Origin of the sequence: Nostoc sp. (assembly GCF_036917515.1) — a bacterium.
In the GTDB taxonomy this organism is placed as follows: Bacteria; Cyanobacteriota; Cyanobacteriia; order Cyanobacteriales; family Nostocaceae; genus Nostoc.
This window is the reverse complement of record NZ_JBALDE010000130.1, coordinates 1-24,665: the sequence shown is the minus strand read 5'-3', so window position 1 is coordinate 24,665 and position 24,665 is coordinate 1. Positions and strand designations below refer to the sequence as shown.

At 41.7% G+C, this 24,665-nt stretch carries 16 protein-coding genes and 2 pseudogenes; 10 read left to right on the top strand and 8 right to left on the bottom strand.

Annotation, left to right across the window (positions count from 1 at the left end; genetic code table 11):
* The 3 genes and pseudogenes from V7K89_RS16855 to V7K89_RS16845 all read right to left on the bottom strand — a co-directional run.
* A pseudogene (locus tag V7K89_RS16855) lies at positions 1–283 on the bottom strand (hypothetical protein); the annotation flags it as partial.
* A gap of 129 nt (positions 284–412) precedes the next feature.
* Positions 413–1,171 carry an intradiol ring-cleavage dioxygenase gene (locus V7K89_RS16850; RefSeq protein ID WP_335189029.1) on the bottom strand — a complete coding sequence of 253 codons (759 nt, stop codon included), beginning with the start codon at positions 1,169–1,171 and terminating at the stop codon, positions 413–415.
* 75 nt (positions 1,172–1,246) lie between these two features.
* Positions 1,247–1,516, bottom strand: coding sequence for a hypothetical protein (locus tag V7K89_RS16845; protein WP_335189027.1), 270 nt, complete (start codon positions 1,514–1,516; stop codon positions 1,247–1,249).
* A 149-nt stretch (positions 1,517–1,665) separates the two neighbouring features.
* Between V7K89_RS16845 and V7K89_RS16840 the strand changes: the two genes are divergently transcribed.
* The 3 genes from V7K89_RS16840 to V7K89_RS16830 all read left to right on the top strand — a co-directional run bounded on the left by V7K89_RS16840 (position 1,666) and on the right by V7K89_RS16830 (position 4,293).
* Positions 1,666–2,343, top strand: coding sequence for a response regulator transcription factor (locus tag V7K89_RS16840; protein ID WP_335189025.1), 678 nt, complete (start codon positions 1,666–1,668; stop codon positions 2,341–2,343).
* Positions 2,344–2,345: 2 nt separating this feature from the next.
* On the top strand, positions 2,346–3,860 hold the full coding sequence (locus tag V7K89_RS16835; protein WP_335189022.1) for an ATP-binding protein: 1,515 nt from the start codon (positions 2,346–2,348) through the stop codon (positions 3,858–3,860).
* A gap of 283 nt (positions 3,861–4,143) precedes the next feature.
* Complete coding sequence (locus V7K89_RS16830) at positions 4,144–4,293, top strand: hypothetical protein (protein WP_335189021.1); 150 nt, start codon at positions 4,144–4,146, stop codon at positions 4,291–4,293.
* A 38-nt stretch (positions 4,294–4,331) separates the two neighbouring features.
* Here the strand turns inward: V7K89_RS16830 and V7K89_RS16825 are convergent, their stop codons facing one another.
* The 3 genes from V7K89_RS16825 to priA form a co-directional block, all read right to left on the bottom strand.
* A complete protein-coding gene (locus V7K89_RS16825; RefSeq protein ID WP_335189019.1) occupies positions 4,332–6,866 on the bottom strand; it encodes a calcium-binding protein in 2,535 nt (844 codons plus the stop codon).
* A 433-nt stretch (positions 6,867–7,299) separates the two neighbouring features.
* Positions 7,300–9,498 carry an Ig-like domain-containing protein gene (locus V7K89_RS16820; protein ID WP_335189017.1) on the bottom strand — a complete coding sequence of 733 codons (2,199 nt, stop codon included), beginning with the start codon at positions 9,496–9,498 and terminating at the stop codon, positions 7,300–7,302.
* An 896-nt stretch (positions 9,499–10,394) separates the two neighbouring features.
* Entirely contained in the window at positions 10,395–12,989 is a 2,595-nt protein-coding gene (priA, locus tag V7K89_RS16815) for a primosomal protein N' (protein ID WP_335189015.1), read from the bottom strand.
* Positions 12,990–13,794: 805 nt separating this feature from the next.
* Here priA and V7K89_RS16810 point away from each other — a divergent pair.
* The 4 genes from V7K89_RS16810 (at position 13,795) to V7K89_RS16795 (ending at position 17,403) form a co-directional block, all read left to right on the top strand.
* Positions 13,795–14,967, top strand: a complete 1,173-nt coding sequence (locus V7K89_RS16810; RefSeq protein WP_335189013.1) for an RpoD/SigA family RNA polymerase sigma factor — start codon at positions 13,795–13,797, stop codon at positions 14,965–14,967.
* 163 nt (positions 14,968–15,130) lie between these two features.
* On the top strand, positions 15,131–15,625 hold the full coding sequence (locus V7K89_RS16805; protein ID WP_335189011.1) for a GNAT family N-acetyltransferase: 495 nt from the start codon (positions 15,131–15,133) through the stop codon (positions 15,623–15,625).
* 343 nt (positions 15,626–15,968) lie between these two features.
* Positions 15,969–16,304: a cytochrome c6 PetJ gene (gene petJ, locus V7K89_RS16800; RefSeq protein WP_335189031.1), complete on the top strand. Its 336-nt coding sequence runs from the start codon at positions 15,969–15,971 to the stop codon at positions 16,302–16,304.
* Between the two features lie 175 nt (positions 16,305–16,479).
* Positions 16,480–17,403: a tetratricopeptide repeat protein gene (locus V7K89_RS16795; RefSeq protein ID WP_335189009.1), complete on the top strand. Its 924-nt coding sequence runs from the start codon at positions 16,480–16,482 to the stop codon at positions 17,401–17,403.
* Positions 17,404–17,414: 11 nt separating this feature from the next.
* On the opposite strand, the pseudogene V7K89_RS16790 reads toward V7K89_RS16795, so the two are convergent.
* Positions 17,415–18,057, bottom strand: a pseudogene (locus V7K89_RS16790) (Uma2 family endonuclease).
* Between the two features lie 286 nt (positions 18,058–18,343).
* Here V7K89_RS16790 and V7K89_RS16785 point away from each other — a divergent pair.
* Positions 18,344–19,201 carry a hypothetical protein gene (locus V7K89_RS16785; protein ID WP_335189007.1) on the top strand — a complete coding sequence of 286 codons (858 nt, stop codon included), beginning with the start codon at positions 18,344–18,346 and terminating at the stop codon, positions 19,199–19,201.
* Between the two features lie 12 nt (positions 19,202–19,213).
* Entirely contained in the window at positions 19,214–19,768 is a 555-nt protein-coding gene (locus tag V7K89_RS16780) for a hypothetical protein (RefSeq protein ID WP_335189005.1), read from the top strand.
* Between the two features lie 215 nt (positions 19,769–19,983).
* Here the strand turns inward: V7K89_RS16780 and glgX are convergent, their stop codons facing one another.
* Entirely contained in the window at positions 19,984–22,110 is a 2,127-nt protein-coding gene (glgX, locus tag V7K89_RS16775; RefSeq protein WP_335189003.1) for a glycogen debranching protein GlgX, read from the bottom strand.
* 545 nt (positions 22,111–22,655) lie between these two features.
* On the opposite strand from glgX, the gene V7K89_RS16770 reads away from it, so the two are divergent.
* A complete protein-coding gene (locus V7K89_RS16770; RefSeq protein WP_335189001.1) occupies positions 22,656–24,587 on the top strand; it encodes a TonB-dependent receptor plug domain-containing protein in 1,932 nt (643 codons plus the stop codon).
* The last annotated feature ends 78 nt before the right edge of the window (positions 24,588–24,665 follow it).

Below are 24,665 nucleotides of genomic sequence, written 5' to 3'. Positions count from 1 at the left end.
GTCTGGGTGGGCGTTGATTGCGATCGCCTGGATTTGGCGGATTGGCAGGAACTCCCAATGCCGCCTTTAACTGTGCTTCTGTAACTCCTAACTTTGTTGCTGCGGCTTTCAAATCTGGTCGAGGTGGACGTGGCTGTTCGTTTGATGGTTGGTTAGGCGGTTGTTGCGCCTGTGCAATTCGATCGAATTGATTAGCGGCATTTGCTTGATTAAGTGAAATAAAACCAAATGTGCCAACCAAAACAGGAATTGCTGTTACGACTAATACTTGACGAATATTCATTATCAACACTCAAAAGATAAATTGTTTACATTTCTGATTCAACTAACCCAAAATTACACTTCACTCTGGTTCTGAATTACAGTTGTGTAATTTTTGTCAGTCATTTAAGCCCTAAGTCTTGTACTAAAATCACGTAATCCTCAGCCCAACATTAAAAGTTGCTGCGTAACCTTGTCCATTCTTGGTGAGCTTGAGCACCATTTGTTCGCCGCCATCACCTTGAAAAATTCTGTCATCAGCATTCCTCAGCGTACGTTGTCCCTTACTGGCATAAGGTGTCTGGGTATGTACCCGATCGGTGATCGAATCATCAAAATATAGCTGCGATGTAAACTCATAACGCTGCTTTGATGTCGCATCAGTGCGAACCTTAAAATGGATATGGACGGTTCTGCCTTGATACCAACCAGGGTAAATGGTTGTGAACTGGACAGTTCCATTCGCGTTGCTTACTTGATAGCCGCGCAAGAACTTTTGACCGACGGTACTAAAACTTTGGTCTGTCACATCTGAATAAACACCGAGTGCGTCACAGTGCCAAACATTTACGATCGCACCTGCAAATGGTGTACAGCCAGTAGTGCCAATTTGAGAAACTTGCAGTGTCAGATAGAGTGGCACACCGTCTTTCACCGAACCATCCGCCGGATCGGAACGGATATCGGAGCGGTTAAGCTTCTCATCCACAAAATAAGGGCCTTCAGTCTGTTCTGGACTAACGACACAGGCAGGCAACGTAGCAGAATTGCTTGCAGATGAACTTGGGACGGCTAAACTAGACTTTCGTGGTATGCATCCAACCACAAGTATTGCCGTTCCGGCTGCCCTAAATAGAGCAAGTACATCTCTTCGACTAAAAATCAGATTTAATTGGCGATTGTTGTTCATGATCGCAGTCCACCTTGCTTTTTAATTAATTGCGATCGCAGTAGTTTGGTAAGGCGAAATACAAGGGCGCTTCAATTAACGATTATTGTGTTCTACCCGATTTTGCACTTTTTCCTGATTATGAGGTTGAGGACGTTGGGGAGAACGCTTTTTGTGATGTGGACGGGGTTTAGAATGTCTGATTTGTGGTTTTTCATCAGATATTTGCCGTCTGTTGGGCTGTTGTGAAATCTCGGCGTGCCGATGAGATAGATTAGCAGCATTTGCCTGATTGGGTGCAACAAAACCAAATGTACCAATCAAAAAAGGAATCGCTGCTACGGCTAAAACTCGACGAATATTCATAAAAATCAACCTTCAAAAGCTAAGGTGTTCATATTTATAATTGAGCCACCTCAAAATTACAGCTTGCTTATTTTCTAAATTACAGTTTTGTAATTTGAACAAAAAATAATGAATTTAAAATAGAAGAATATATAAATTAATAAAAACTTGTGAACGTTCTGTTTGTTGAAGATGAAGCGAAAATTGCTAACTTTGTCCGGGCTGGACTCAAGGAGCAGGGATTTGTTGTAGACTACTGCGATAACGGTGATGATGGATATCTGCGGGCATTAGACAACGAATATGATGTGATTATACTCGACATTATGATGCCGGGAAAAGATGGACTATCGATTTTAAAACTATTACGGCGCCAAGGTCGGAATGCTCCGGTGATTTTGTTGACGGCTCGGAATGAACTAGAAGATCGCTTGCAAGGGCTAAATTTGGGAGCGGATGACTATATTGCAAAACCGTTTTTTGTAGAAGAGTTAGCGGCTCGAATTCATGCGGTTGTGCGCCGGAGTGTGAGCGATCGCCAAAATCTGCTTTGTGTTGGGCCGATCAAACTTGATCGCATCACCAGGGAAGTCACTTGCAATCACCAAGCGATAGAACTCACCAGCCGCGAGTTTAATCTTCTGGAATATCTCATGCGTTCTCCCGGACGGGTTTTTACTCGTACCCAAATCCTAGAACACGTTTGGGGCTACGACTTTAACCCCAACACTAACGTTGTAGATGTTTGTATCCAGCGAATTCGTAAAAAAATTGACCCTCTTGATGAAGCAGTCTGGATTGAAAGCATTCGAGGAGTTGGATATCGATTTCGCAAGCTAGATTCTTGATCATGAAACTCCCTTCCTCTCGACTCCGCATTGCTCTGTTGTCTGCGGCTCTAGCTGGCAGCACATTAGTCGGATTTGGCGCGGTTTCCTGGTTTCAGATTTACAATGCTAAGATTAGCCGCCTGGATGCAGAACTATTAAATCACTTGATGCGGGCAACTCCGAACTTCCCTCCACCAGAAAAACCTCCCGTTGGTGCAGCCTCTCCCAGAAGAGAAAGCTTAAGCGATCGCTCGCGGTGGCAGTTTTACGAAGATTCTTTATCTTATGCTTTCGGAACCAATACAAAAACCCCTGTCGCCCTAGTAGTGTTGGACACAAACAACAACATCCTTTATCAATCAAACTCTTTACCTGCCGACCTTGAGGTGAATCGTCTGTTGCTTAAGCGTCTTGAGTTGACACCTCTACCACCGCCCCCAAGGAGAGAACCACCACCTTTACCCTCTAATACAAATCCATCGATCCAGCACCCACCGCTAATTCATCCACGCCCACCTCAATTTGTTACAGAGCAGACGAAAACAGCAGTCTGGCGGATTGGGACAGCTAATTTTCCCAATGCTCAGATTGCCATTGCCGTTAGCTTGCAAGCCGTAGATCAAGAAATGGCTACCATTCGCAATATCTTCCTGGTTTCAATTCCGGGAGCGCTACTGCTGGTTGCGGTGGGGGCATGGTTGGTTTCTGGTGGTGCTTTGCGTCCCATCCGGCAATTAACGAGCGTAATTCAACAGGTAACTGTCAAAGGGCTAGATCAGCGGATTCCGATTGGGACAACTGATGTTGAATTTATCGAACTGATTCAGGTGTTTAACTTGATGCTGGAACGCTTGGAACGTAGTTTTACCCAAGCTTCCCGCTTTAGTGGTGACGCAGCCCATGAACTGAAAACCCCACTAACTATTTTACAAGGCGAACTAGAACGAACACTACAACAGGTCGATCCCGGTAGTGAAGTACAACAGCGCTTAAGCAACTTGTTAGATGAGGTGCGCCGCCTGAGTGGAATTATGCGGAAACTCTTGTTACTATCTCTGGCAGATGCCGGAAAAATGAGCTTGTATTTGGTTGAAGTGGATATGTCTGAATTGCTGATGGAGATATTAGAAGATGTGGAAATGCTAGCTCCCCATTTGACTGTGCAAACTGACTTTATTGATGGGTTGCGGGTAAAAGGCGATCGCGATCTTTTAATTCAAGTTTTGCAAAACCTATTTAGCAATGCAATCAAATACAATCTCGCCAACGGCTGGATACAGATTCGCACTCATCAAACTCCAACAACTCTTCACGTTACCATTGTCAATGCATCAAAAGATATTCCACTCAGCGATCGCGAACGCATTTTTGACCGATTTTATCGCGGCGATCCCTCACGTAACCGCAAGGTAGAAGGAATCGGACTAGGACTCAGCCTAGCCCGAGAAATTGCCAGGGCACATCGCGGCGACCTTACCCTTGACTTAACACCTTTTGGTCAAACAGCATTCACTCTCACCTTACCGATGAAGTAATATAAATTTCAGTTTCTGTTAGAAAGAAAAGCTCAAAGCTTGATTGAATCAAAGTTTTAGAGTTTCGCTTCGATTATTGTTTTCCAAAAGTGACAAAACAGGGATATTAGGGACTTCCAAGAAATAAAATATACAGTCATTGAAAATGATAATCATTAGAGGGAGAAGAGAGCAAGGGTTGCTGTTAGCAACCCTTGCTCTCACAAATACATAGATCAAATGGCGTAAACTCGTTCCTGAACTGGTAGTTCGCCCCGATTTATTGAGCGGATAGTAATAATGGATGAACAGAACAATCAAAATTATCGTTCACAAAATCGTTACTGACCGTCCCGCACGGAGGGAACCACGAGTTCAAAAACGCCGCCCCAAAGCTTACCCCTTCATGACAAAACTTCGACAAGAATTACGTAAACAACTGCAAACTTATTAATTGGCAACTGTTTTTGCTTTTCTTAGTACCATTTGTCTTTAGGCTACAGTGACTCCTAGCGTATAAGGACCAGGGTTAAAATAGCCAGAATCGAAAGTTCCGCCATTTTGCGGGAAGTAATCATAATCACTTATTGAAATGGAGTAAGTACCTGCCCCGAGTGAAGCGGTGATTGATGGAGAATCACTAGAATTCAGTAAGTTCCCGGCACTATTAAATAGGCCGAGAACTGTATCGACAGTAGAATTCGGCGTGCTGATAGTCACAGTTCCTGGGTTAGCTAAAGAAAATGTGAAAAAGTCGAAATCAGGCTTGTTCCCTGGAAGCGTTGCCAGTTGAGCAGAGGTATTAACTTCTGAACCTGATGTTAAAGTACCTAGCTTCTCAGCAGTAGCTAGTGTGTTGTTTGTCCCTTGTCCAGCATCTTCTTTCTCGTAGAACAGGAAGTCGTCACTATCAAGCCTCAGAGGCGATGCTTGCACAACACCAACGAGTTCATCTAGCTCTCCTGAGTTGTCCAGAAATACCCTTGTATCGGCTCCCACAGTCTGCAAGCGATAGTCTGCCACTGTTCCTTTGAGCTGGATTGTATCTTCGTTGGAGTTGAAGCCACTGATGGTAGCGTAGTCTGCCAAACCACTACTTTCACTGTTGTTATCGTCATAGAAGACATTAGTAGCATCTCCAAGTAAGAACTGATCTTCCCCAGGCCCTCCAGTTAGGATATCAACCTCCCCTAATCCAGGAGAATCAGAACCGTTAGTATCAACGCCTATGAGGACATCATTTCCAGGCGCTCCAAGGAGAGTGTCATTGCCGACCCCGCCACGGAGGGTGTCATCGCCTTCTCCTCCTTCGATTTGGTCATTGCCAGCCCCACCAAACAGGCTGTCATTCCCATCCTCGCCCAAGACGAGGTCATTACCTTCCTGACCATCAAGAAAGTCATTGCCATCCCCACCAAGCAAGGTGTCATTGCCGCCTCTGCCAAAGAGGGTATCACTGCTGCCTGCTCCAATCAGGGAGTCGCTAAAACTAGAACCAAAGACTTGCTCGATATTGAACAGGACATCATTTCCATCTCCCCCACTGGCAGTTCCAGCGCCAAGGTCAACAGTGACTCCAGCAGTGGCATTTGAATAGTCAGCAGTATTAATGCCAGTCCCACCAAAGAGTTGGTCATCCCCGCCTCCACCTTGGAGTTGGTCATCGCCATCCCCACCAAGCAAGGCGTCATTGCCACTGCCGCCTAGCAGGGTATCATTGCCTTCTCTACTAATGAGAGTGTCACCCCCGTCCTCACCATTGAGAAAGTCATTGCCAGCCCCACCAAGCAGGATGTCAATGCCGCTACCGCCAAGGAGGGAGTCATCGCCGTACCCGCCGTTGATAAAGTCGTCGTTAGTCCCGCCAAGGAGGGTGTCATTGCCGTTATCGCCAAAGAGGCGGTCATTACCAGCCTCACCATTGACAAAGTCATTCCCGTCCCCACCACTGATGAAGAAGTCATTGCCAGCTCCGCCAAGGATGGTGTCATTGAACCTAGAACCAACAACTCTTTCAATCTCCAACAGGACATCATTCCTGCCCTCCCCAGTAGCAGTTCCAGTGGCAAGGTTGATCGTGACTCCAGCAGTGGCACTGAAATAATCAACAGTATCAACACCAATTCCACCCAAGAGTTGGTTATTGCCAGTCCCACCACGCAAGGTGTCATCGCCAGCCCCACCACGGACAGTATCGTTGCCTTCCTCGCCATCAAGCAGGTCATCGCCAACTCCACCATCAAGCAGGTCATCGCCACCTCTACCAAAGAGGGTGTCATTACCGCGCCCGCCAATTAGAAAGTCCTTGAAACCAGAACCAAAGACTTGTTCGATATTAAACAGAACATCATTCCCTGCCCCTCCGCTGGCAGTTCCAGTCGCCAGGTTGACGGTGACACCGGCAGTGCTATTTGAATAGTCAGCAGTATCATTGCCAGTCCCACCAAACATTTTGTCATCCCCGTCTCCTCCTTCTAGTCGGTCATGGCCAGCCCCACCAAGGAGGGTGTCATCGCCAGCCTGACCAATCAAGTTGTCATTGCCATTCTCGCCATCAATCTGGTCATCGCCAGCCCCGCCAAGGAGGGTGTCAACCCCTTCCCCGCCAAAGAGTTGGTCTTTACCGTCTTCTCCAGCGAGTCGGTCATCTCCGTCCCCACCTTCGAGAAGGTCATTGCCAGATCCAGCAAGGAAAGCATCATTACCGAACCCACCAAGCAGGGTGTCGTCACCGCCTTTGCCAAGGAGTTGATCGTCCCCATCCTCGCCATCGAGAAGGTCATTGCTAGATCCACCAAGGAGGACATCATCGCCCAACCCACCAAGCAGGGTGTTCTCACCGTCCTCACCATTGAGAAGGTCATTGCCGTCCTCGCCATTAAGCGAGTCATTGCCAGCCCCACCCAAGAGGTCATCATTGCCGCCCCGACCAAAGAGGTTATCATCACCGCCCTGACCAAGGATAGCGTCATTCTCAAACGTGCCAATTAGAGTGTTATTGCTGTTGTCTCCAATAATGTCTGCCATATCAATCCCCTCGGTTATAAGTTTGATTCAGAGATATTCGCTGGCAGAGGTGTCATCTATAAGTAGCCCTGCCAGCGGGGAGAAACCCTAGATAGGTAGTTGAAATAAATGTAGCATCTACTTAGACTGGTTTCGTAACCGCTCAATAATTCGGGGTAAATCGCTCAGTGACAAGGCTCAAATGGCGTAAACTCGTTCCTGAACTGGTAGTTCGCCCCGATTTATTGAGCAGATACCTGGTTTCTTGGTATAGACACTGCCTAAATAGCTATCATTAGCATAGGGCAAAGGCATCTTATTTGCTACTAAAAACTCAGTAAGGGACTTCTTGCATAAATTCAAAATAAGAACCCCACCCCGCCTTTGACTTACGTCAAAGTCTCTCCTAAAAGCCTGGGGGGGTGCGGTTTAGGGGACTTTTGCAAGAGGTCTATTAATGAAGTGGACGCAGAAGTGTAATTTTGCCCATGCCCGTCTCTTGACTGAGTTGCGCCACGTAGAGATTTCCATTTGTGGGATTCTCAATCAAATCCAATGGACTTGGATTAAAACCAGTGAAGCCAGTAATACCTGTTTGGGAATTTACAATATCCAAGTTTGTGCCACCTGGTGTTAGCACAATGATGTCTTTCCCTGAACTGAAGCGTGTCACCAGCAGTTTGCCTTGCAGCTGACCACCTAAAACATGACTACGATATTCAATAATGCCATTAGGTGAAATATGCTCTCCAAAATCGAAGGCAATACCCTTCCAATTCCGGTCAGGTAGAGTACCAATGGGATATTCCTTTATCTGAACTGGATCTGTACCAGCTGTAGGATTTCCTCCACTCAACACCCACTCACAACGCTTCGGATTGGGATGACCGTAATAACCATTTTTAACAACGCGAAACAGAAAGTCTCGCTGTGTGCCTAGACTGCTAAGAGCAGGCACAGATGGACTAGTATATGCCCCATTACTAGCTTTATCAATACGGTTTTGACAGGCAAGAGGTAGGGGGATAGGTGTATTTGGCGTATTGCCACCAGCCGCCGAACCATTCGTTGGCACATACAACTGACCATTGCTATGCCAAACCAGATCATAGGCATTACGTATACCACTAGCAAAGATAGTTACAGGCGCTTCCCGATTAAAGGGGTTATAAGTACCTCCATCCTTAGTCTTAACGCTTAAAGGAGGTGAGGAGATTTTGGACAGGTCAACTCGTAATACAGCAGCAGTTAATAACTGCTCAGGACGATTACTCCAGGCAGTGTTTGGTGCGCCCGTGCTACTATTACTACCCTGCAACACATACAGCACATTTGGCTCATTGGGCTTAAACTCAATGCTGTTGGTTAGATGATCCCGACTCGAGCGTGGTAAATCAATCACATAATCTTTTACTGTCTCTAGATTGGTACCGCTTAAACGAGTAATTTTACCACTCCACTCTGGTGCATCAACAGTTGCATTCCAGTAGTAGTTATTTGTTACCCAGAGAATTAGGTTATTAGCATTTGTTGATGAGGGATCAAAGTGCATACCAATGATCGTTCGATTACCACCATTTGCAGTCTGCAATGAGGTTATCGTTTGTGGTGTGCCCAGAGTGCCATCAGCATTAATCGGGAAACGCAAAATCTCACCCAGTAGGGTGGCAGCATAGAGTTTATTGTCAGGCCCAATCAATACTGTGGTGTAAGGTTTGACAGGTACATTCGCTAATGGGACTTGCTCAAAAGTAATATTGCTTACTGGTTTTACAAAAGTGCCTGTTGTGAAACTGATAGTATAGGGTAAGAATGCAACACTATTGCTATCTTTAACCCCGTCGGTGATTTGTAACAAATATTTGGTATTGTTCTTGAGACGAGTTATTGGAGACACTACAATCACATCTCCACCACCGGAAGTGTTGTAATTAGCATTGACTTGCGTGTTAGTGCTGCAATCAATCAACTTGATAGTTGAGGCAGAAATGGTATTAACCGCAATCCCACTGTTAGGGAGATTTAGGTCTGCTGTAATCGATATATCTGGCGACACGTTTGTCTGACCATCATTGGGATTGGTTGTTCTGATCGAGGGACGATTACCTGGTGCGATCGCAATATAGTTAAGCTTGGTATTCTTACCACCTTTAGCATCAATTGTGAGCTTACCATCGGCAACATTAACAATCCGGGTAATTGCGGCAAACTTTTTGGTTGCTGTTGGTACAAAGCCAGAAATAGCAGCCCTCCCTTCTATATTAATCTGGTGCTTACTATTTACAGTATTACTAGCATCACCGACGCTAACAGTCACATTGTAGGAACCATTAGATAGGACATATTCCCAAGCAGCAGGTATTTTGACTGCTGTTCCCGAACTGCTAAGAGGATATTGCAGATGAATCAGTCTATTTAGTCGTTGATCGATGCCACTTCGGTTGCGATCGCGCGTATTGAGTTGGATATCAAGGGGAGTGGGTGTAGTATTGCCTAAGCTATCTTCACGCACCCAACCAAAGCCTCTAGTATCATTGTAGGCTTGACCGATATCTTTAATATACCCAGATGGTACAGGAGCGTTATTTGGTTGAAAAGCAATCCCTTGAACAATTGCTAATACCAGTATTTTGGGTTTGATCTTGTAAATCATAGTATGCCTTGCCGTTGTGTTCGTAGTTGATAGGTGAGTAATCCATTAACATTGGCCAAGTATCTGCAATGATTATTCTTGGCAATTCTTCACTAGCTATAAACGAACGTAATGACCGCAAGTCTTAGGAAACACATTTCTCCAAATTGTATAAAAAGTATTTACTAAATACTTTTTATACATCAATCCTGAACTTCTTTTTAAGAGAATTATAAAGGAACTTTCTAATTCCTCAACTTGCCACAGTATGATTACGTAAAAAGCAATAAATCTTCAAAATTATCACTGGAAATTTTTAATTGCTGTTGACAGAGTTCACTTTATCTATGCTGTTAATATGTAACTAATATCAGGTTCTTTGACTACAGCAGATTTCAACTTTGTGAGGTATAAAAATACCGCACCCACGTTATCGTGCACCTTCTCCAAAGCATCGGGGAGGGTTGGTGAGGGGTGTACCTCATGTAATTGTAAAACACTGTATTTATAATATCTGTACTTTGGGTAGCCACTGCGTTGAGGAGCCAGCGCAGTCTTCTCCCTTGGCAATAGCGTAGTCTTAGCGAGCCTGCGAGCGTATGGGATTTTCCAACAACCAAGCAGATGGGGTTGTAAGAACAAAACCCAACATTTTATCCTTATTTATGTTAGGTTTCACTGTTGTTAAACCCAACCTACATTGATAGATTTTATTAATAAGTAATTACCCTAACATGATATGACTTTGATAGCAAATCATGAAAAAATTTTTCAATATACATGCTTTAACCTAACTAATAAGATGATATTTTGATTTACTCATCTATCTGAGGGCAGATTATGCATAGGTTAACTCAATTACCAAACAAATCAGGTTTATTTATGAGTGCGCTTATGGGTAGATTATTAGTTTACGATTACATAATATTAATTGGGTCTACATCAATAGTTAAACTTACAGACGAAGGACAAAGCGATCGCACTTCTTCCCAATCTGGTAATTGTGGTAATTGATCAGGGGCAAATTTAATTAATATCTGCCAGCGATAACGATTAGCTACTCGTAAAATACTCGCTGGTGCTGGGCCTAATATCTCGAATTCTTCTTCTGCATTCAAGGCTGTAGCAATAACTTGCGCCGTATTTTGGACTTGAATCGGGTCGAGACTACTTAAACGCAACAAAATTAACCGCCCGTAAGGAGGATAATTAAGTGCTTGGCGTTGTTCTAATTCTGCTTGAGAGAAAGACTGATAATCGTGCGATCGCACTGCTGCAATTACCTGATGCTCTGTAGTATAAGTCTGCACAATCACTCTACCCGGATCTTCACCTCTACCGGCACGTCCAGCTACTTGCGTCAAGGTTTGAAATGCTCGTTCGCTGGCGCGATAATCTGATAAATTTAGCAATCCATCGGCGGCGACAACACCCACAAGTGTCACCTGTGGTAAATCCAAACCTTTGGTGAGCATTTGCGTACCGACTAATAAATCTGCTTCGCCGTTGGCAAACTGCGTGAGTAGGGTACGATGTGAACCTTTGTTGCGGGTGGTATCGCTATCAAAACGAATCAAGCGTAACTCTGGAAACTGTCGTGCTAGTTCTTGCGTGACTCGTTGAGTACCGCTACCAAAAAATTTCAAGTAAGGGGAACTACAATCAGGGCAAAATTTGGGGTGCGATCGCGCATAGTTACAATAATGACACCGCAATAATTCCGGCGCTTTTTCTTCGGTGTGGTGATACGCCAGCGACACATCACAGTGCGGACATTCCAATACATATCCACAACTGCGGCAAGATACAAAAGTACTGTGTCCCCGGCGATGGATAAATAAAATTCCCTGTTGTTTTCTTTCTTGCAACTCTTCTAAAGCTGCTTGCAGCGATCTACTAAATATAGAACGATTTCCCTGTTGCAACTCTTGCCGCATATCGACGATTTCCACTGGTGGTAAAGGGCGGGAGTTGATGCGTTCAGGCAAACTTAAGTAATAAGTACTGAGTGCTAAGTGAGGAGTACAGAGGCGATTAATCGCCTCTATACAAGAATTAGGAGTTACAAATTCTCCCCCTGTTCCCATGCTCCCCATCCTCCTCACGCTTACCCAAGTTTCCAACGAAGGCGTAGCGGAACCCAACACCAAGGGGCAATTTTCTAATTCGGCTCGCCACTGGGCAACAGTACGGGCGTGGTAGGTGGGAACAGGGGAATCTTGTTTAAAGCTGCTATCGTGTTCTTCATCTAAAATAATTAAACCCAAGTTAGGTAAAGGGGCAAAAACGGCGCTACGAGTACCAATGACAACTTGGGGTTCTCCCGTGAGCATTTGCCGCCAAGTGTCGTAACGTTCACCATCTGAGAGCGCACTGTGATAAACGCTGACTTTATTACCAAAACGGGCGCGAAAACGATCGGTTAGCTGGGGTGTAAGTCCAATTTCTGGGACTAAGACAAGGGCAGATTTACCTTGATTGAGGAGGGGTGCGATCGCTTGCAAATATACTTCGGTTTTTCCTGAACCTGTCACTCCATGCAATAAAATTTGAGCAAATTCATCTAATGTCTGGATTGTCTCTAAAGCGTTAGCTTGAGCAGTAGTTAAAAATTTAGCGCCATCGCCTACTAATGCTGGCCCTTGTTCAGTTCGCAATACTTCCCGTTCTTCAACAACGATGTAACCCTTTTGTGCCAACGTCTTGAGAATAGAGGAACTAGCATTGCAAATTTGCAGTAATTCATTTTGCCACAGCTCCCCACCACGCCGCCGTAGCACTTCTAAAATCTCTCGTTGGCGAGTAGTTAAGTCATCATCGATTGTACCTGTGAGTGTGACTGCTTTTTGCAACTTTGGTCGAGTCAGTCGCGGCGGTTCTAAGTAACTTTCTACTAAACCAAATCGCAATAACTCTCGAATTCCCCGATAAGCAGATTTGACTTTTTGTTGAAGGTAAACATAACTGTAGTCCCCGGCTGGTTGCCCTTGCAAAAGTTGCCAAACTTGCCGCGCAGTCGGAGTCAAAAAAGCTAAAGGATCGGCAGATGCCAGTAAAGAACTACTCCCCCCTGCCCCCCTGCTTCTAACCAGACGGATACGACGCTGCGATCGCCCCAGTAACCCTGGTGGCAGAGCAACCCGGATTACTTGAATCAGGGGCGTATAGTAATATGCAGCAACTCGGTTGAGTAATTCCCAATAAGCACTTGGGAAAAATCCAACGCTGACAATATCTTCTACTTCCCGGATTTTTTCTGGTGGTAAATCGATATTTGGTTGTGCCAGTAATTGAATCGCGATCGCTCCTAATTGTTGGGCCCCAAATGGCACGCTCAAAATATCCCCTGGTTTTATTTCTAACTGGGCTGGCAATCGATAAGTAAATAGTCCTGTACTTCCTGGACAGTCTACCAATACTTCAACCCACCGATTAACAGTTTTACCTGACTGATATGATTCACTCGCTTCACTTACTACTAAAGGAGATAAATTGATGTCATTAATATACATACTTGCTGACTTTATAATTAAATATTTTCTTCACATAGCTGGTCAAAATCAACTCAGCTAACTAAACTTTAGTTTTTCGCTTTCTTAAATTTAAATGGTATTTATCAATACTGTTCTTCTTCATAATACTTGATAATTTTCCTCTTATGTAATCTACTAGACAAATTCGTATTAACTATATATGCAATAAATATTTGGTGCCCACTATACAAATAAAAGCATGTCGGCTATTGCTGCAACAGTTGCTATATCTACTAAATATGGGGTAGCCTTTTTCCGCCTAGCGGTAGATATTCAACTCCTTCTGTATATGAGATAGTTTTATACAAAGTAAAATTATCCCAAAATTAAGTTGCATTTCTTATGATTTTGATCATGTAGGTAACTTTAAATCAAACTAAGAATGCATAAAATCAGTAGTAGGTCTTCCTTTTATACACTGACTTCCAACGTCTAAGACATTATAAATATTTAGAAAAATATATGAAAGTTTAAGAACTTTGGATGGCTAGCTGAAATTTTTATATTTGTTAAGGTTGAGAAAGTTTGAGGGGGGTTTGACATATTTGATAATTCAGAAAAAAATGAAAAATATATCTGTTGGGAATCTAAGAAAAAAGCTTTATTGGGTGCTAAGGTCTGTTTCGTTATAGTTATATATAACTGTAACCTATAGGTAGTAGGTAGATGCCGATTTTTATTTCTGTAGATAAATTAGCATTAGCCTATATTTCGCTATTTTTTACGGGTGCATTGTCCATTAGGGAAAACTACCAAGCCTCAAACGAGTAGGTGTAAATAAATTATGTACCAAACAAAGCAACAATCCCTAAAGGAAAATATGAATATTGTTGAATTGGGAAAAATGGAAGTATTGGAGAATGCTGCTGATATCGAAGAACCATCACTCGATAGTTTAAATGCAATGGCAGAAGAAGAATCTCCAATTGTAGTAGAAAATCTAGAATCAGACGAACGCGATGGAGATGAAATGGCGGCGGCTCGTCCTTCGGGATACAACAAAACCGAACATGATGATGCTGTCGGCGCGTTTTTTAAGGAAATGGCGCGTTATCCACTCTTAAAAGCTGATGAAGAAGTAGAGTTAGCGCGGCGAGTCAGGTTTCTAGAGGAAGTCAGAGAGATACAAGCAGCTTTAGAGTTAGAACTGAAACATGAACCCAGTAAACTAGAAGTAGCTTCCGAGCTAGGAATGACGGAAAAGCAACTAGAAAATCGCTTGTATCAAGGGAGAGTCGCGAAACGCAAAATGATTCGCTCGAACTTGAGGTTAGTAGTGTCTATTGCTAAACGATACTTGAATCGGGGAGTGCCTTTTCTGGATTTAATTCAAGAAGGAGCAATGGGTTTAAATCGCGCTACAGAAAAGTTTGATCCCGATAAAGGATATAAGTTTTCTACTTACGCCTATTGGTGGATTAGACAAGCAATTACTAGAGCTATAGCTAACGATGCGCGAACAATTCGGCTACCGATTCATATTGTTGAAAAGCTTAACAAGCTAAAAAAAGCCCAACGGGAACTCAAACAAAAACTCTGTCGTAATCCAACCGAAGGTGAAATGGCAGAATATTTGGAGATTAGCGTGCAACAACTACGTCAGCTACAACAGCTACGACGACAAGCACTTTCTCTCAACCACCGCGTTGGTAAAGAAGAAGACACGGAATTGATGGATTTGCTAGAAGATGAAGATAACTTGTCTCCTGAAGCAAAAATGAATGAAAACATGATGCGTCAAGAGATTTGGGAAGTCTTAGGTGACGTGTTAACTCCACGAGAGAAAGATGTTATTTCTCTGCGTTATGGTTTGACAACCAGCGAACCATGTACCTTAGAAGAAGTTGGCAATATGTTCAATCTTTCTCGTGAGCGAGTGCGTCAAATTCAAAGCAAAGCCATGCGGAAATTACGCCGTCCTCACATAGCCAAACGCTTAAAAGGTTGGTTGATTTAACTACATTGCTCAAGATAGAGATGTAATCCCTAACTTAATTAGCCTTGCAATTCGCAAAAATCGGGCGTTTTGTAGCTTTTTTCGGTTCTTATTTAGTCAATACTCAAAATAAATTGCCCAGTTGCCTATAGACTATGGACTATAAACTATGGACTATAGACTAATGACTTCGGGTAGCAATTTGATTGTGCGTTTTGTTGAACCAGCCGATTGCAGCGTACTGTTTAAATTAATTGAAGGGCTTGCAGAGTATGAAAAATTATCTCACGCGATCGCTGGGAATGCTCTAGCACTTCAAGAGCATTTATTTGGTTCGCGGAGGTATGTAGAAGCAATATTAGCAGAATCTGCAAATCAAGCTGTTGGTTTTGCGCTATTTTTTCATAATTATTCAACATTTCTGACTAAGCCAGGAATTTATCTGGAAGATTTATTTGTTTTACCAGAATATCGCAGGCAAGGTATTGGTAAGGCTCTGTTGACTAAAGTAGCTCAAATAGCTGTAGAACGTGATTGTGGGCGATTAGAGTGGAGCGTCTTAGATTGGAATGAGTCAGCCCAAGAATTTTACCGTAGGATGGGAGCATCTATATTAGATGATTGGCGAATTTGTCGCGTCACAGAAGATGTGCTTACTCGATTAGGAACTGTTAAATAAAAAACAAAGGATGAATTATAAAAGATGAATCAGAACAATTTCATCTTTAAAATTTCATCCTGAAATTTTAATCATTTTTTTTATAAAATGTTCAAAATCACAAAAGTATAAATACACATTTTTGCAAATAAGTAAGCTAGGGTATTTTGTCGGAAAATACCTTATCGTAACATATAGTTTTGTGCTAACAAACCTAAATCTAAAATCGCCAGAATTCAAAATCAAAAAACTTTATTTAATAAACCAAAGTTTGACAGCTTGTCTTTTGACTATGACAGCGGCTCAACTCACTATTATGGAGGATATTGCACCGAATAAGCCGTTATTGCAGAGAGAACACGAAATGAAAAAAATGATTATAGTCATACTGTTAGGCATAGCAATCTTCACCTTTGCCTTCAGTCGTCCAGCTTTGGCAGCAGATGCTGCTAGTGGAGCTAAAGTATTTAGTGCCAATTGTGCCTCTTGTCACGCAGGAGGAAAGAATTTGGTTAAAGCTGAAAAAAGCCTGAAAAAGGACGCTTTAGAAAAGTATGGTTTGTACTCAGCAGAGGCGATTATTGCCCAGGTTACAAACGGTAAAAATGCCATGCCCGCCTTCGGCAAACGTTTGAAGCCTGAACAAATTGAAAATGTAGCGGCTTATGTACTTTCACAAGCAGATAAGGAATGGAAGTAGGTAAAATCTGACTTTAAAAATTAATAATTAGCGGGGCTTTTTGTCCCGCTAATTTTAGAGTTACCGCAATTATCAAACAGGATGCATATACCAATTTGGGATTTTGGATTAAGAGTCTTTACAAAAAGACTGTTCCAAGAATATCAAACAATATTACCTATCCTAATTTGGTATTATGAGTAATTTTTGGCGATTGTTTTTCAGTACAATTATTGCTTTACCTCTGACTTTTCTGACTTTATCTCCACATTATTCACCCATTTTTATTACCCAAATTACAGCGAGTGATTTCTTAGAGTTAGGTGTAGATAAGATGCAGGGCGGTGAGTATCAGGAAGCAATAGAGAATTTCAACCAAGCGATTGCACTTGAGAAACATTTTGCTGTCGCTTATAGCGATCGCTGTCTGGCTTATCTGCAATTACAAGATTACCATCAAGCTGTTACAGATTGTACTCAAGCCATAAATTTTGCACCGGATAACTTTGAGGCTTATCTGAACCGGGGAGTAGCACACTACAGACAAGGGGATTATCCTGCTGCCATTGTCGATCATAATCGAGCCGTTGCACTCAAACCCTACGATTTTCGAGCTTACTACAACCGAGGGCTAGCTCGTGCCGGCGAAGGGAAAGACTCAAAGGCAATTCTTGACTTTAATTTAGCCCTAACTCAGATACCTCGAACAACTAACTTACTACTTGCAGATATCTATAATGACCGAGGTTTGGCGCATTTTGTCTTGCAAGATACCCAAGCAGCCATGCTCGACTTTAATGTAGCAATTCGTCTCAATGCTAACGATTATAGAGCGTACTTTAACCGGGGTTGTACTTGCGGACGAAATGGAGATGACTTTGGTGCAGTACGTGATTTTTCTCAAGTCATCAGACTCAACCCCAGTAATGCCCAGGCTTACGTTAATCGGGGAGTAGCTCAGTATCGTTTAGGATATCATTTAGGAGCGATCGCTGATTTACAAAAAGCATCTGAGTACTTTGAAAACCAAGGAAAAAAAGTTGTCTATGAAAAAACTCTAGATTTACTGAAGAATATGCGACAACAAATTTCGTCTGTAACGGAAATCGCTCTTTTCTAACACTATCAGCGCTATGCAGGGTATCCACCAGCTTGAAAAATCTGTTCGGCAGTTAAATCTAATTCGGGGAAAAGAGGTGAGATAATGCGTTATTTACCGCCGTAGGCATCGCTACCTTGAAACTGACTGACTTAGTATTCTCCCTCAATTAAAGTGTAGAGAGAGACAGTTGGTTGTTTGGGGTTGCCAATAAATCGCCTACCGCCTAAAGCAGCATAGTCTACAATCCAGTATTCTGGTATGCCTACAGCCTCATAGTCAGCAGCTTTTTTTAAATAATCATCACGCCAATTGCTACTCACTACCTCAACTACTAAGGGTATTGATTCCGCTTGGCTTACAGTAGATTCTTTTTTTCACAAAGGTTCATTACCAAATTAGGGAGATTTAGTATCAGTACATTTGGTGAGTAAGCAGATTCATTTTCAAGCGGTTTGACTAATACTGTTTTGAGTATGAAGTAGGGGAGATTTAAACGAATACACTCTCTAGTAACTTCAAAGGCTAAAAATCCAATTACCTCTTCATAGTCGCCTGTATGTTGCGGCATCTCAACTATTACTCCATCATGCAATTCAAACGTTTTCCTGTTTTGTCAGGATATTTAGCAACGAATTCATCGAATGTAACTAGTTTACGTAAGGCTTGAATCATAAATTATTGTCTTCTGTTGTGTTTGGTGAAGCGTCCATTTTTCTCAATACTAACTTAATTCATAATTGCTACATCTAGCGTTTCTCAGTTGAGTTCAATACAAACCTAATAAGAATAGCCCCTTAAGAGCTAGCGTTGGGGAGTAAGCCTTAAAGCCTTTCTCATTTTAGGAGAGAGGTTAGATCATATTACCAGTAGAACCGAGATCACACTTCAATGAGTTTATCTCGGCTAAACTGAATAATTATACTTAAATCTAACAAATGCTTACATAGGAATATAAATTATGACAATGAGGAGAGCAGATCGCAGAGATTCTAATCATGACAACAATGTTAATAATCTTCGTTCACGGCAGAAAGAACCACCTTCTCCTCGTGAACTTCAACAGCTATTGATGACTGTTCGTGTCCAACGCGATGAAGCACAACAACGTGCGAAAGAAAATGAGGAAGCTGCATCTCAACTGGTTCATGTTCAGCAAGAGATTCAAACTTACCAAATTGAGGCTAATGAGCTAAAAGAGCGAGTCGCTCAAAATTATCGCTTCTATATTGATGAGCAAGAGAATCATCAAAAGACGCTCTACCTTTACAACGAAGAAAAAGCGAAAATATCCCAGCTAGTTCATGTTCACCAGCGAGAGATTCAAACTTGCCAACTCAAAGCTAATGAGCTAACAGAGCGAGTCACTCAAAATTATCGCTTCTATATTGATGAACAACAAAGTCATCAACAAACACTCTGTCTCTACAATGAAGAAAAAGCTAGAGCAACTGAATTGCTTACCAAATATGATGCAACCAACTCCGAACGAGAAATGTATTTGACTTTATACAATGAGACCAAAGCAGAACTCAAACATGAGCGTCGTTCCAAAGCTAGTATTAAGGGATGGGAAACTCGCCGGAAAGCCGAGAATGAAAAACTAAAACGAGAAATTGCCCAGATGGTTGTGCTATTGCGTGACTCTTTAGCAAGTAAGGATGAAGCAGTAAATAGTCTTTATGTTGTAGCAGAGCGTATGGATAGAATTCAATCTCTAGTTGATTCGGTGGAAGAAGAAACAACTAATAATCCAATGGGTTTGGTACAAAAGTTTAAGCGCATCTGGCTAGCAATTAAAGACATACTTTCTGAATAAACAAGTATACTTATGAGCAAAAAATCACTACCAACCACGCAAAAACAAGGTAAAGCGAGGCTGGGAGATCAAATTCGCAGTATTGCCGATCGCCTTAAGCAAGAGACTGATATACAGATACAAGCAACTTCTCGGATTTTAGGGGCTGCTGCTCAGATTGCCGAAAATCATGACCGACTTATTAGTGAAGTAGTTGATATGGTTGAGTCAGACCTAAATGTAGAGAAACAGATATATCAAAAGCATATTTACACTGTTGATATTCTGAAGCAACAGTTTAAAATATTACGGGATGCAAAGGCTCACTTTAATCTGAAAGTTACTAGTTGGGAATCACTAGCTAATAAATTAAATACTGCATCATCCCAAACAATCATAATTAAGAATAAACCTCAATCAAATCAGGATTTGGCAGATACTAATACGATCAATAGTGAATATAATTTTAATAATATTGAAAAGTTGACAGTTTTTTTAGAACCTGATGTTGCAGAAATGTTTCCCAATTCGGAAGCAGTAAATGAAGCACTACGTTTTCTAATTAGAGTTATGAGTAAAAATCGTTAAAGCATTTTAGCAACTTTATAGAAAAAAGATAGAAAAAATATATTTTCTCAGGAATTACGCAAAAATAACATAATTTTGTCATTACGAGCGATAGCGAAGTAATCTTCTCTGACGCTGGGATTACTTCCCTACACTCCGTTTCGGTCGCAATAACAATATCGGCGTTGCGTAATTCCTATTTCTATAAAGTTGAGTATCTTTTTCTCCTCATACTGCTAACTAATAAGACGTAACACCATCAAAGAGCGATCTGTAACTGGTACAGTTTGAGAGTCTGAAACTAATTTTCCTCGATCTAAAAAGCGAGGTTCATTAGTGTCAATTACTATCTCCCACACCTTGTCTTTAAAGTCATCGGGTAAAGCAAAATCAATTAACTCGTAGTGAGCGTTAAAAAATAGCAGAAAACTTTCATCAATAATCCGCTCACCACGATCCCCTGGAGTAGCAATTCCCTGCCCATTAAAAAAAATCTCCATTACTTTGGCATAGCTAATAAGCCACTGCTTCTCAGTCATTTCACTGCCATCAGAATTAAACCAAGCAATATCATTAATGCCTAAACCGTGAATGGGGCGACCTTGAAACCACTTACGTCGTCGGAATACTGGATGCTGATGGCGAAAATTAATCAGTTCACGTGTAAAGTACAATAAATCTGCGTTCGCTTTATGCAAATCCCAATGCCGCCAGGAAATTTCATTGTCTTGGCAGTAGACATTATTATTTCCCTTTTGACTACAGCCAATTTCATCCCCCTCTAATAGCATTGGGACACCTTGAGATAGCATTAAGGTTGCTAAAAAGTTTCGTCGTTGCCGTTCCCGCAAACGCATTACTTCTGGATCTTCAGTTTCGCCTTCTGCACCACAATTCCAGGATCTATTATGGCTTTCACCATCTCTACTGTCTTCCCCGTTTGCCTCGTTATGCTTTTCGTTGTAGCTGACTAAATCATTTAACGTGAAACCATCATGAGCAGTTATGAAATTAATACTTGCATTTGGGTTGCGCCCATTTGTTTGATAGAGGTCAGGGCTACCTGTAAAACAGTAGGCAAATTGTCCTAAACTATCATCTACACCACGCCAAAAATCTCTGACTGTATCCCGATATCTACCATTCCACTCAGACCAACGCAGTGGAAAGTTCCCGACTTGATAGCCTCCTTCTCCTAAGTCCCAAGGTTCAGCAATCAGCTTTACATCTGCCAAGATTGGGTCTTGATGAATAATATCAAAGAAAGCTGATAGGCTATCTACTTCATATAATTCCCGCGCCAGCGCCGAGGCCAAATCAAAGCGGAAGCCATCTACATGCATTTCTGTTACCCAATAGCGCAGACTATCCATAATTAACTTCAGAACTTGAGCATGACGCACATTCAGAGAGTTACCGCAGCCTGTAAAGTCCATGTAGTAGCGAGGGTCATCCTTTACCAAACGGTAATATACGGAATTATCAATACCTCGCAAAGATAGCGTTGGTCCGAAATGATTTCCTTCGCCAGTGTGGTTGTAGACTACATCTAAGATCACTTCAATTCCGGCAAAATGCAGTGCCTTGACCATTTGCTTGAATTCAGTGACTTGTTCTCCTCCAGTTCCACTAGCACTGTAACTAGAATAAGGGGCAAAATAATTGATAGAATCGTAGCCCCAGTAATTGCTTAATCCTTTTCCTTCTAAATGTCCCGGTTGAGATAAAAAGTGATGTACTGGCATCAACTCAACTGCTGTAATACCTAATTGCAGTAAGTGTTGAATTGCAGCAGGATGCGCTAACCCGGCATAAGTGCCGCGCAATTCTTCTGGAATATCTGGATGTAGTTTAGTAAAACCTTTGACGTGAGTTTCATAAATAACAGTTCTGTACCAAGGCGTAGCAAGCAGTTTATCACCTTCCCAATCAAAAGATTGGTCGACCACAACACACTTGGGCATTATTTTGGCATCATCTAGTTCAGAAAAAACTAAGTCTTTTTCCTCAGCATCTAGAGAGTAGCCAAAGACAGCTAGATCGTTACTAAATTCACCGTCAATTGCCTTAGCGTAGGGGTCGATTAATAATTTGTTTGGATTAAATCGATGACCAACTTCCGGTGCCCACATCCCATGCACTCTAAATCCATACTTTTGACCTGGGCCAACTCCTGGTAAGTAACCATGCCAAACAAAATTGTTTTTTTCTGTCAAAGGTATACGAATTTCTTCGTCATCGTTATCAAATAAACAAAGCTCTACCCCTGTTGCATTTTCCGAAAATAAAGCAAAGTTTGTTCCTTTCCCATCCCAAGTTGCACCTAAAGGATATACATTCCCCGGCCATAAAGCTAGATACATAAGTAAATCTTGAATATTAGTTTTTCGGCAAATATTGATGATTTTCGATTTTTTTGAATAATTAGTTAAAAAATAAAGTTACTAATGATTCCTTCTATTCACTAACAATGTTCTAATTTAACTTAAAAATAATATTATCTGCTCTATCATTAGTAATAAAAATCTCTATTCCTTAAGTTTTAAAAATTAATGTATAGGGCAACAGGTTAAAGGAAAACTGCCCTGTCTGCGACACACCGCGCGATCTGCTTCGCTAAAGCGATGCCTATAGCAGATTACACCAAAGCTAAAAAGCAAAGCTTCAAAACACTCACTGTTGCGTCATCTTCCCCCAAGGTACAGCTATTTACATGATTCTAAATCATCCGGGGTCGAATCCCCTTCTGCTTTCTTCAAATGCATTTGCTATCGAGTTTAACACATAATCAATTGACAAATAGTCTCATCCGAACTGTAGAAATATGACAACGTGTCTTTTGACACAATTTTACTATTATAGCCAAAATACTACGTAGTTACTGTTTTGACATAGTGTGAAAGAGAACGTGAAAAAAGATTTTTTGTTGCTAACAGTTGCTTTACCGAGTTTACTGATAGCGTCTCCTAGTTATGCGATTGAAAGTGAAATTGAGCAGATAAATACTAATAAATCAATCGAAGTCATTTCAGATATTCCGAGTTTGAGTGAAATTGAGCTACCCGTCACTAATGCTGAATTCTTATCTCAACAATCGGTACCGAGTGAAGTTAATCCAGAAGAAACTCAGCCAGAAACAGAGCAAACTCTGAGCGATGATGCAGACATTACTATAGAAACGATCGCAGAACCAGACAATCTACCCCAATCTACTCCAACTTACGTAATAGATCGAGAAGAAATTAAAAAGCAGGGTGCAGAAAGTTTAGCAGATATCTTGAAAAGAATGCCAGGTTTTGCAATCAATGATGTCGGTCATGGTGCAGATATTCACACAGGTACATACTACCGGGGAGCCTCAATTAATCAGTCTGTATTTTTGATTAATGGCAGACCAATCAACAACAATGTCAACACTTATCATGGTGGAACTGATTTAAATAGTATTCCTGTAGAGGCGATTGAACGAGTGGAGTTATATAGCGGTACAGCCTCCGCTTTATTTGGTTCCTCAGCCTTTGGAGGAGTTGTCAATATCATTACCAAAGAAGGTTATGGTAAACCTCGATTGAGTGGTAGTGCAGAATTTGGCTCATTGAATTTAAATAATCAGCAAGTGACTTATGGTGGTTCATCTGATAAAGTTAAGTATAACTTTAGCTTTGAAAGATTCTTTACAGATAACCGTTACCCCGTTCCTGTAGGTGCAGCAAATCGTGATGAAAAGGGATTTTTATCAAATGCAGATACAGCGACAAGTACTTACTTTGGTAGCATTGGACTAGATTTAGATAACAAAAATTCTTTGAATTTAGATGTTACTAAACTTAGCAGTCGTCGCGGCTTAATTTATTTTGGGTTTCCTCTCCAAAGAGATAGATTAGACCACGATGGTTTAAATGTTGGCTTATCTTGGAAAACTCGGCTGGGTAATGGCGAAAGCTCCAATATTACAACCTCAATTGGTTATAACCAAGATTATTTCAGCACTTACGGTCCTACAGGATCGTTTTACCGTACAGGCGCTTTAGATACACAACAACTTACAGCCAGGGTAGATCATGAGTGGAAAATTACAGCCAATAATAAATTGCGCTGGGGATTAGATTTGAAAAACACTGATTTAACTGGTGATGTTTTGAGTACAAATCCTAGTACTATTGCCAATAACGAAACTGAAAACAGGAGTTTGTTTAATGCAGCTTTATTCGCTGTCAATACTTGGAATATTAGCGATAATTTTCTGATAGATTTAGGACTAAGGCAAAGCTTTGACAGCCAGTTTGGAAATTATCTCAACCCTAGTGTTGGTTTACGTTATGCCGTTACACCAATAATAGCAGTGCGTGGAAGTTGGGCAGGAGGACAACGCAATCCTGGGTTAGATCAGTTGTATGTTTATGATACAGTTCATGGTTGGCAACCTAATCCTGATTTAAGCCCAGAAATTGGCTCAACTTGGACTGCGGGAGTGGATGTTAACTTTTCGGAAAATTTGATTGGACAGTTTACTTACTTTGGTAGTAGTATAGGCGATCGCTTGGGAGTCATCGCTGGAAAATGGGCAAACATTGGATTAGTAGATACCAATGGTTTAGAAGCTGCATTGCAATTAAAAATTGCGGCTGGTTGGTCAACTTTCCTCAACTATACTTATACAGATTCACAAATAAAAACAGGGACAGAGAAAGGTTTACAATTAGGTTTGATTCCTTATTCTGTACTTCAAACTGGTGTGGGTTATCAAAATTCAGGTTGGCAAGCTAATTTGTATGTTACCTACAATAGTGGCGCTCGCAGATCCATCTTTACTAACCCTGGTGATACCATTTCTGTATGAAGCTGCGCTAAATTATCACCAAGGGTAAATATTGGTTTAAGCGTGATGGGTTTAAGATTACAAGTCGAAATAAAAGAG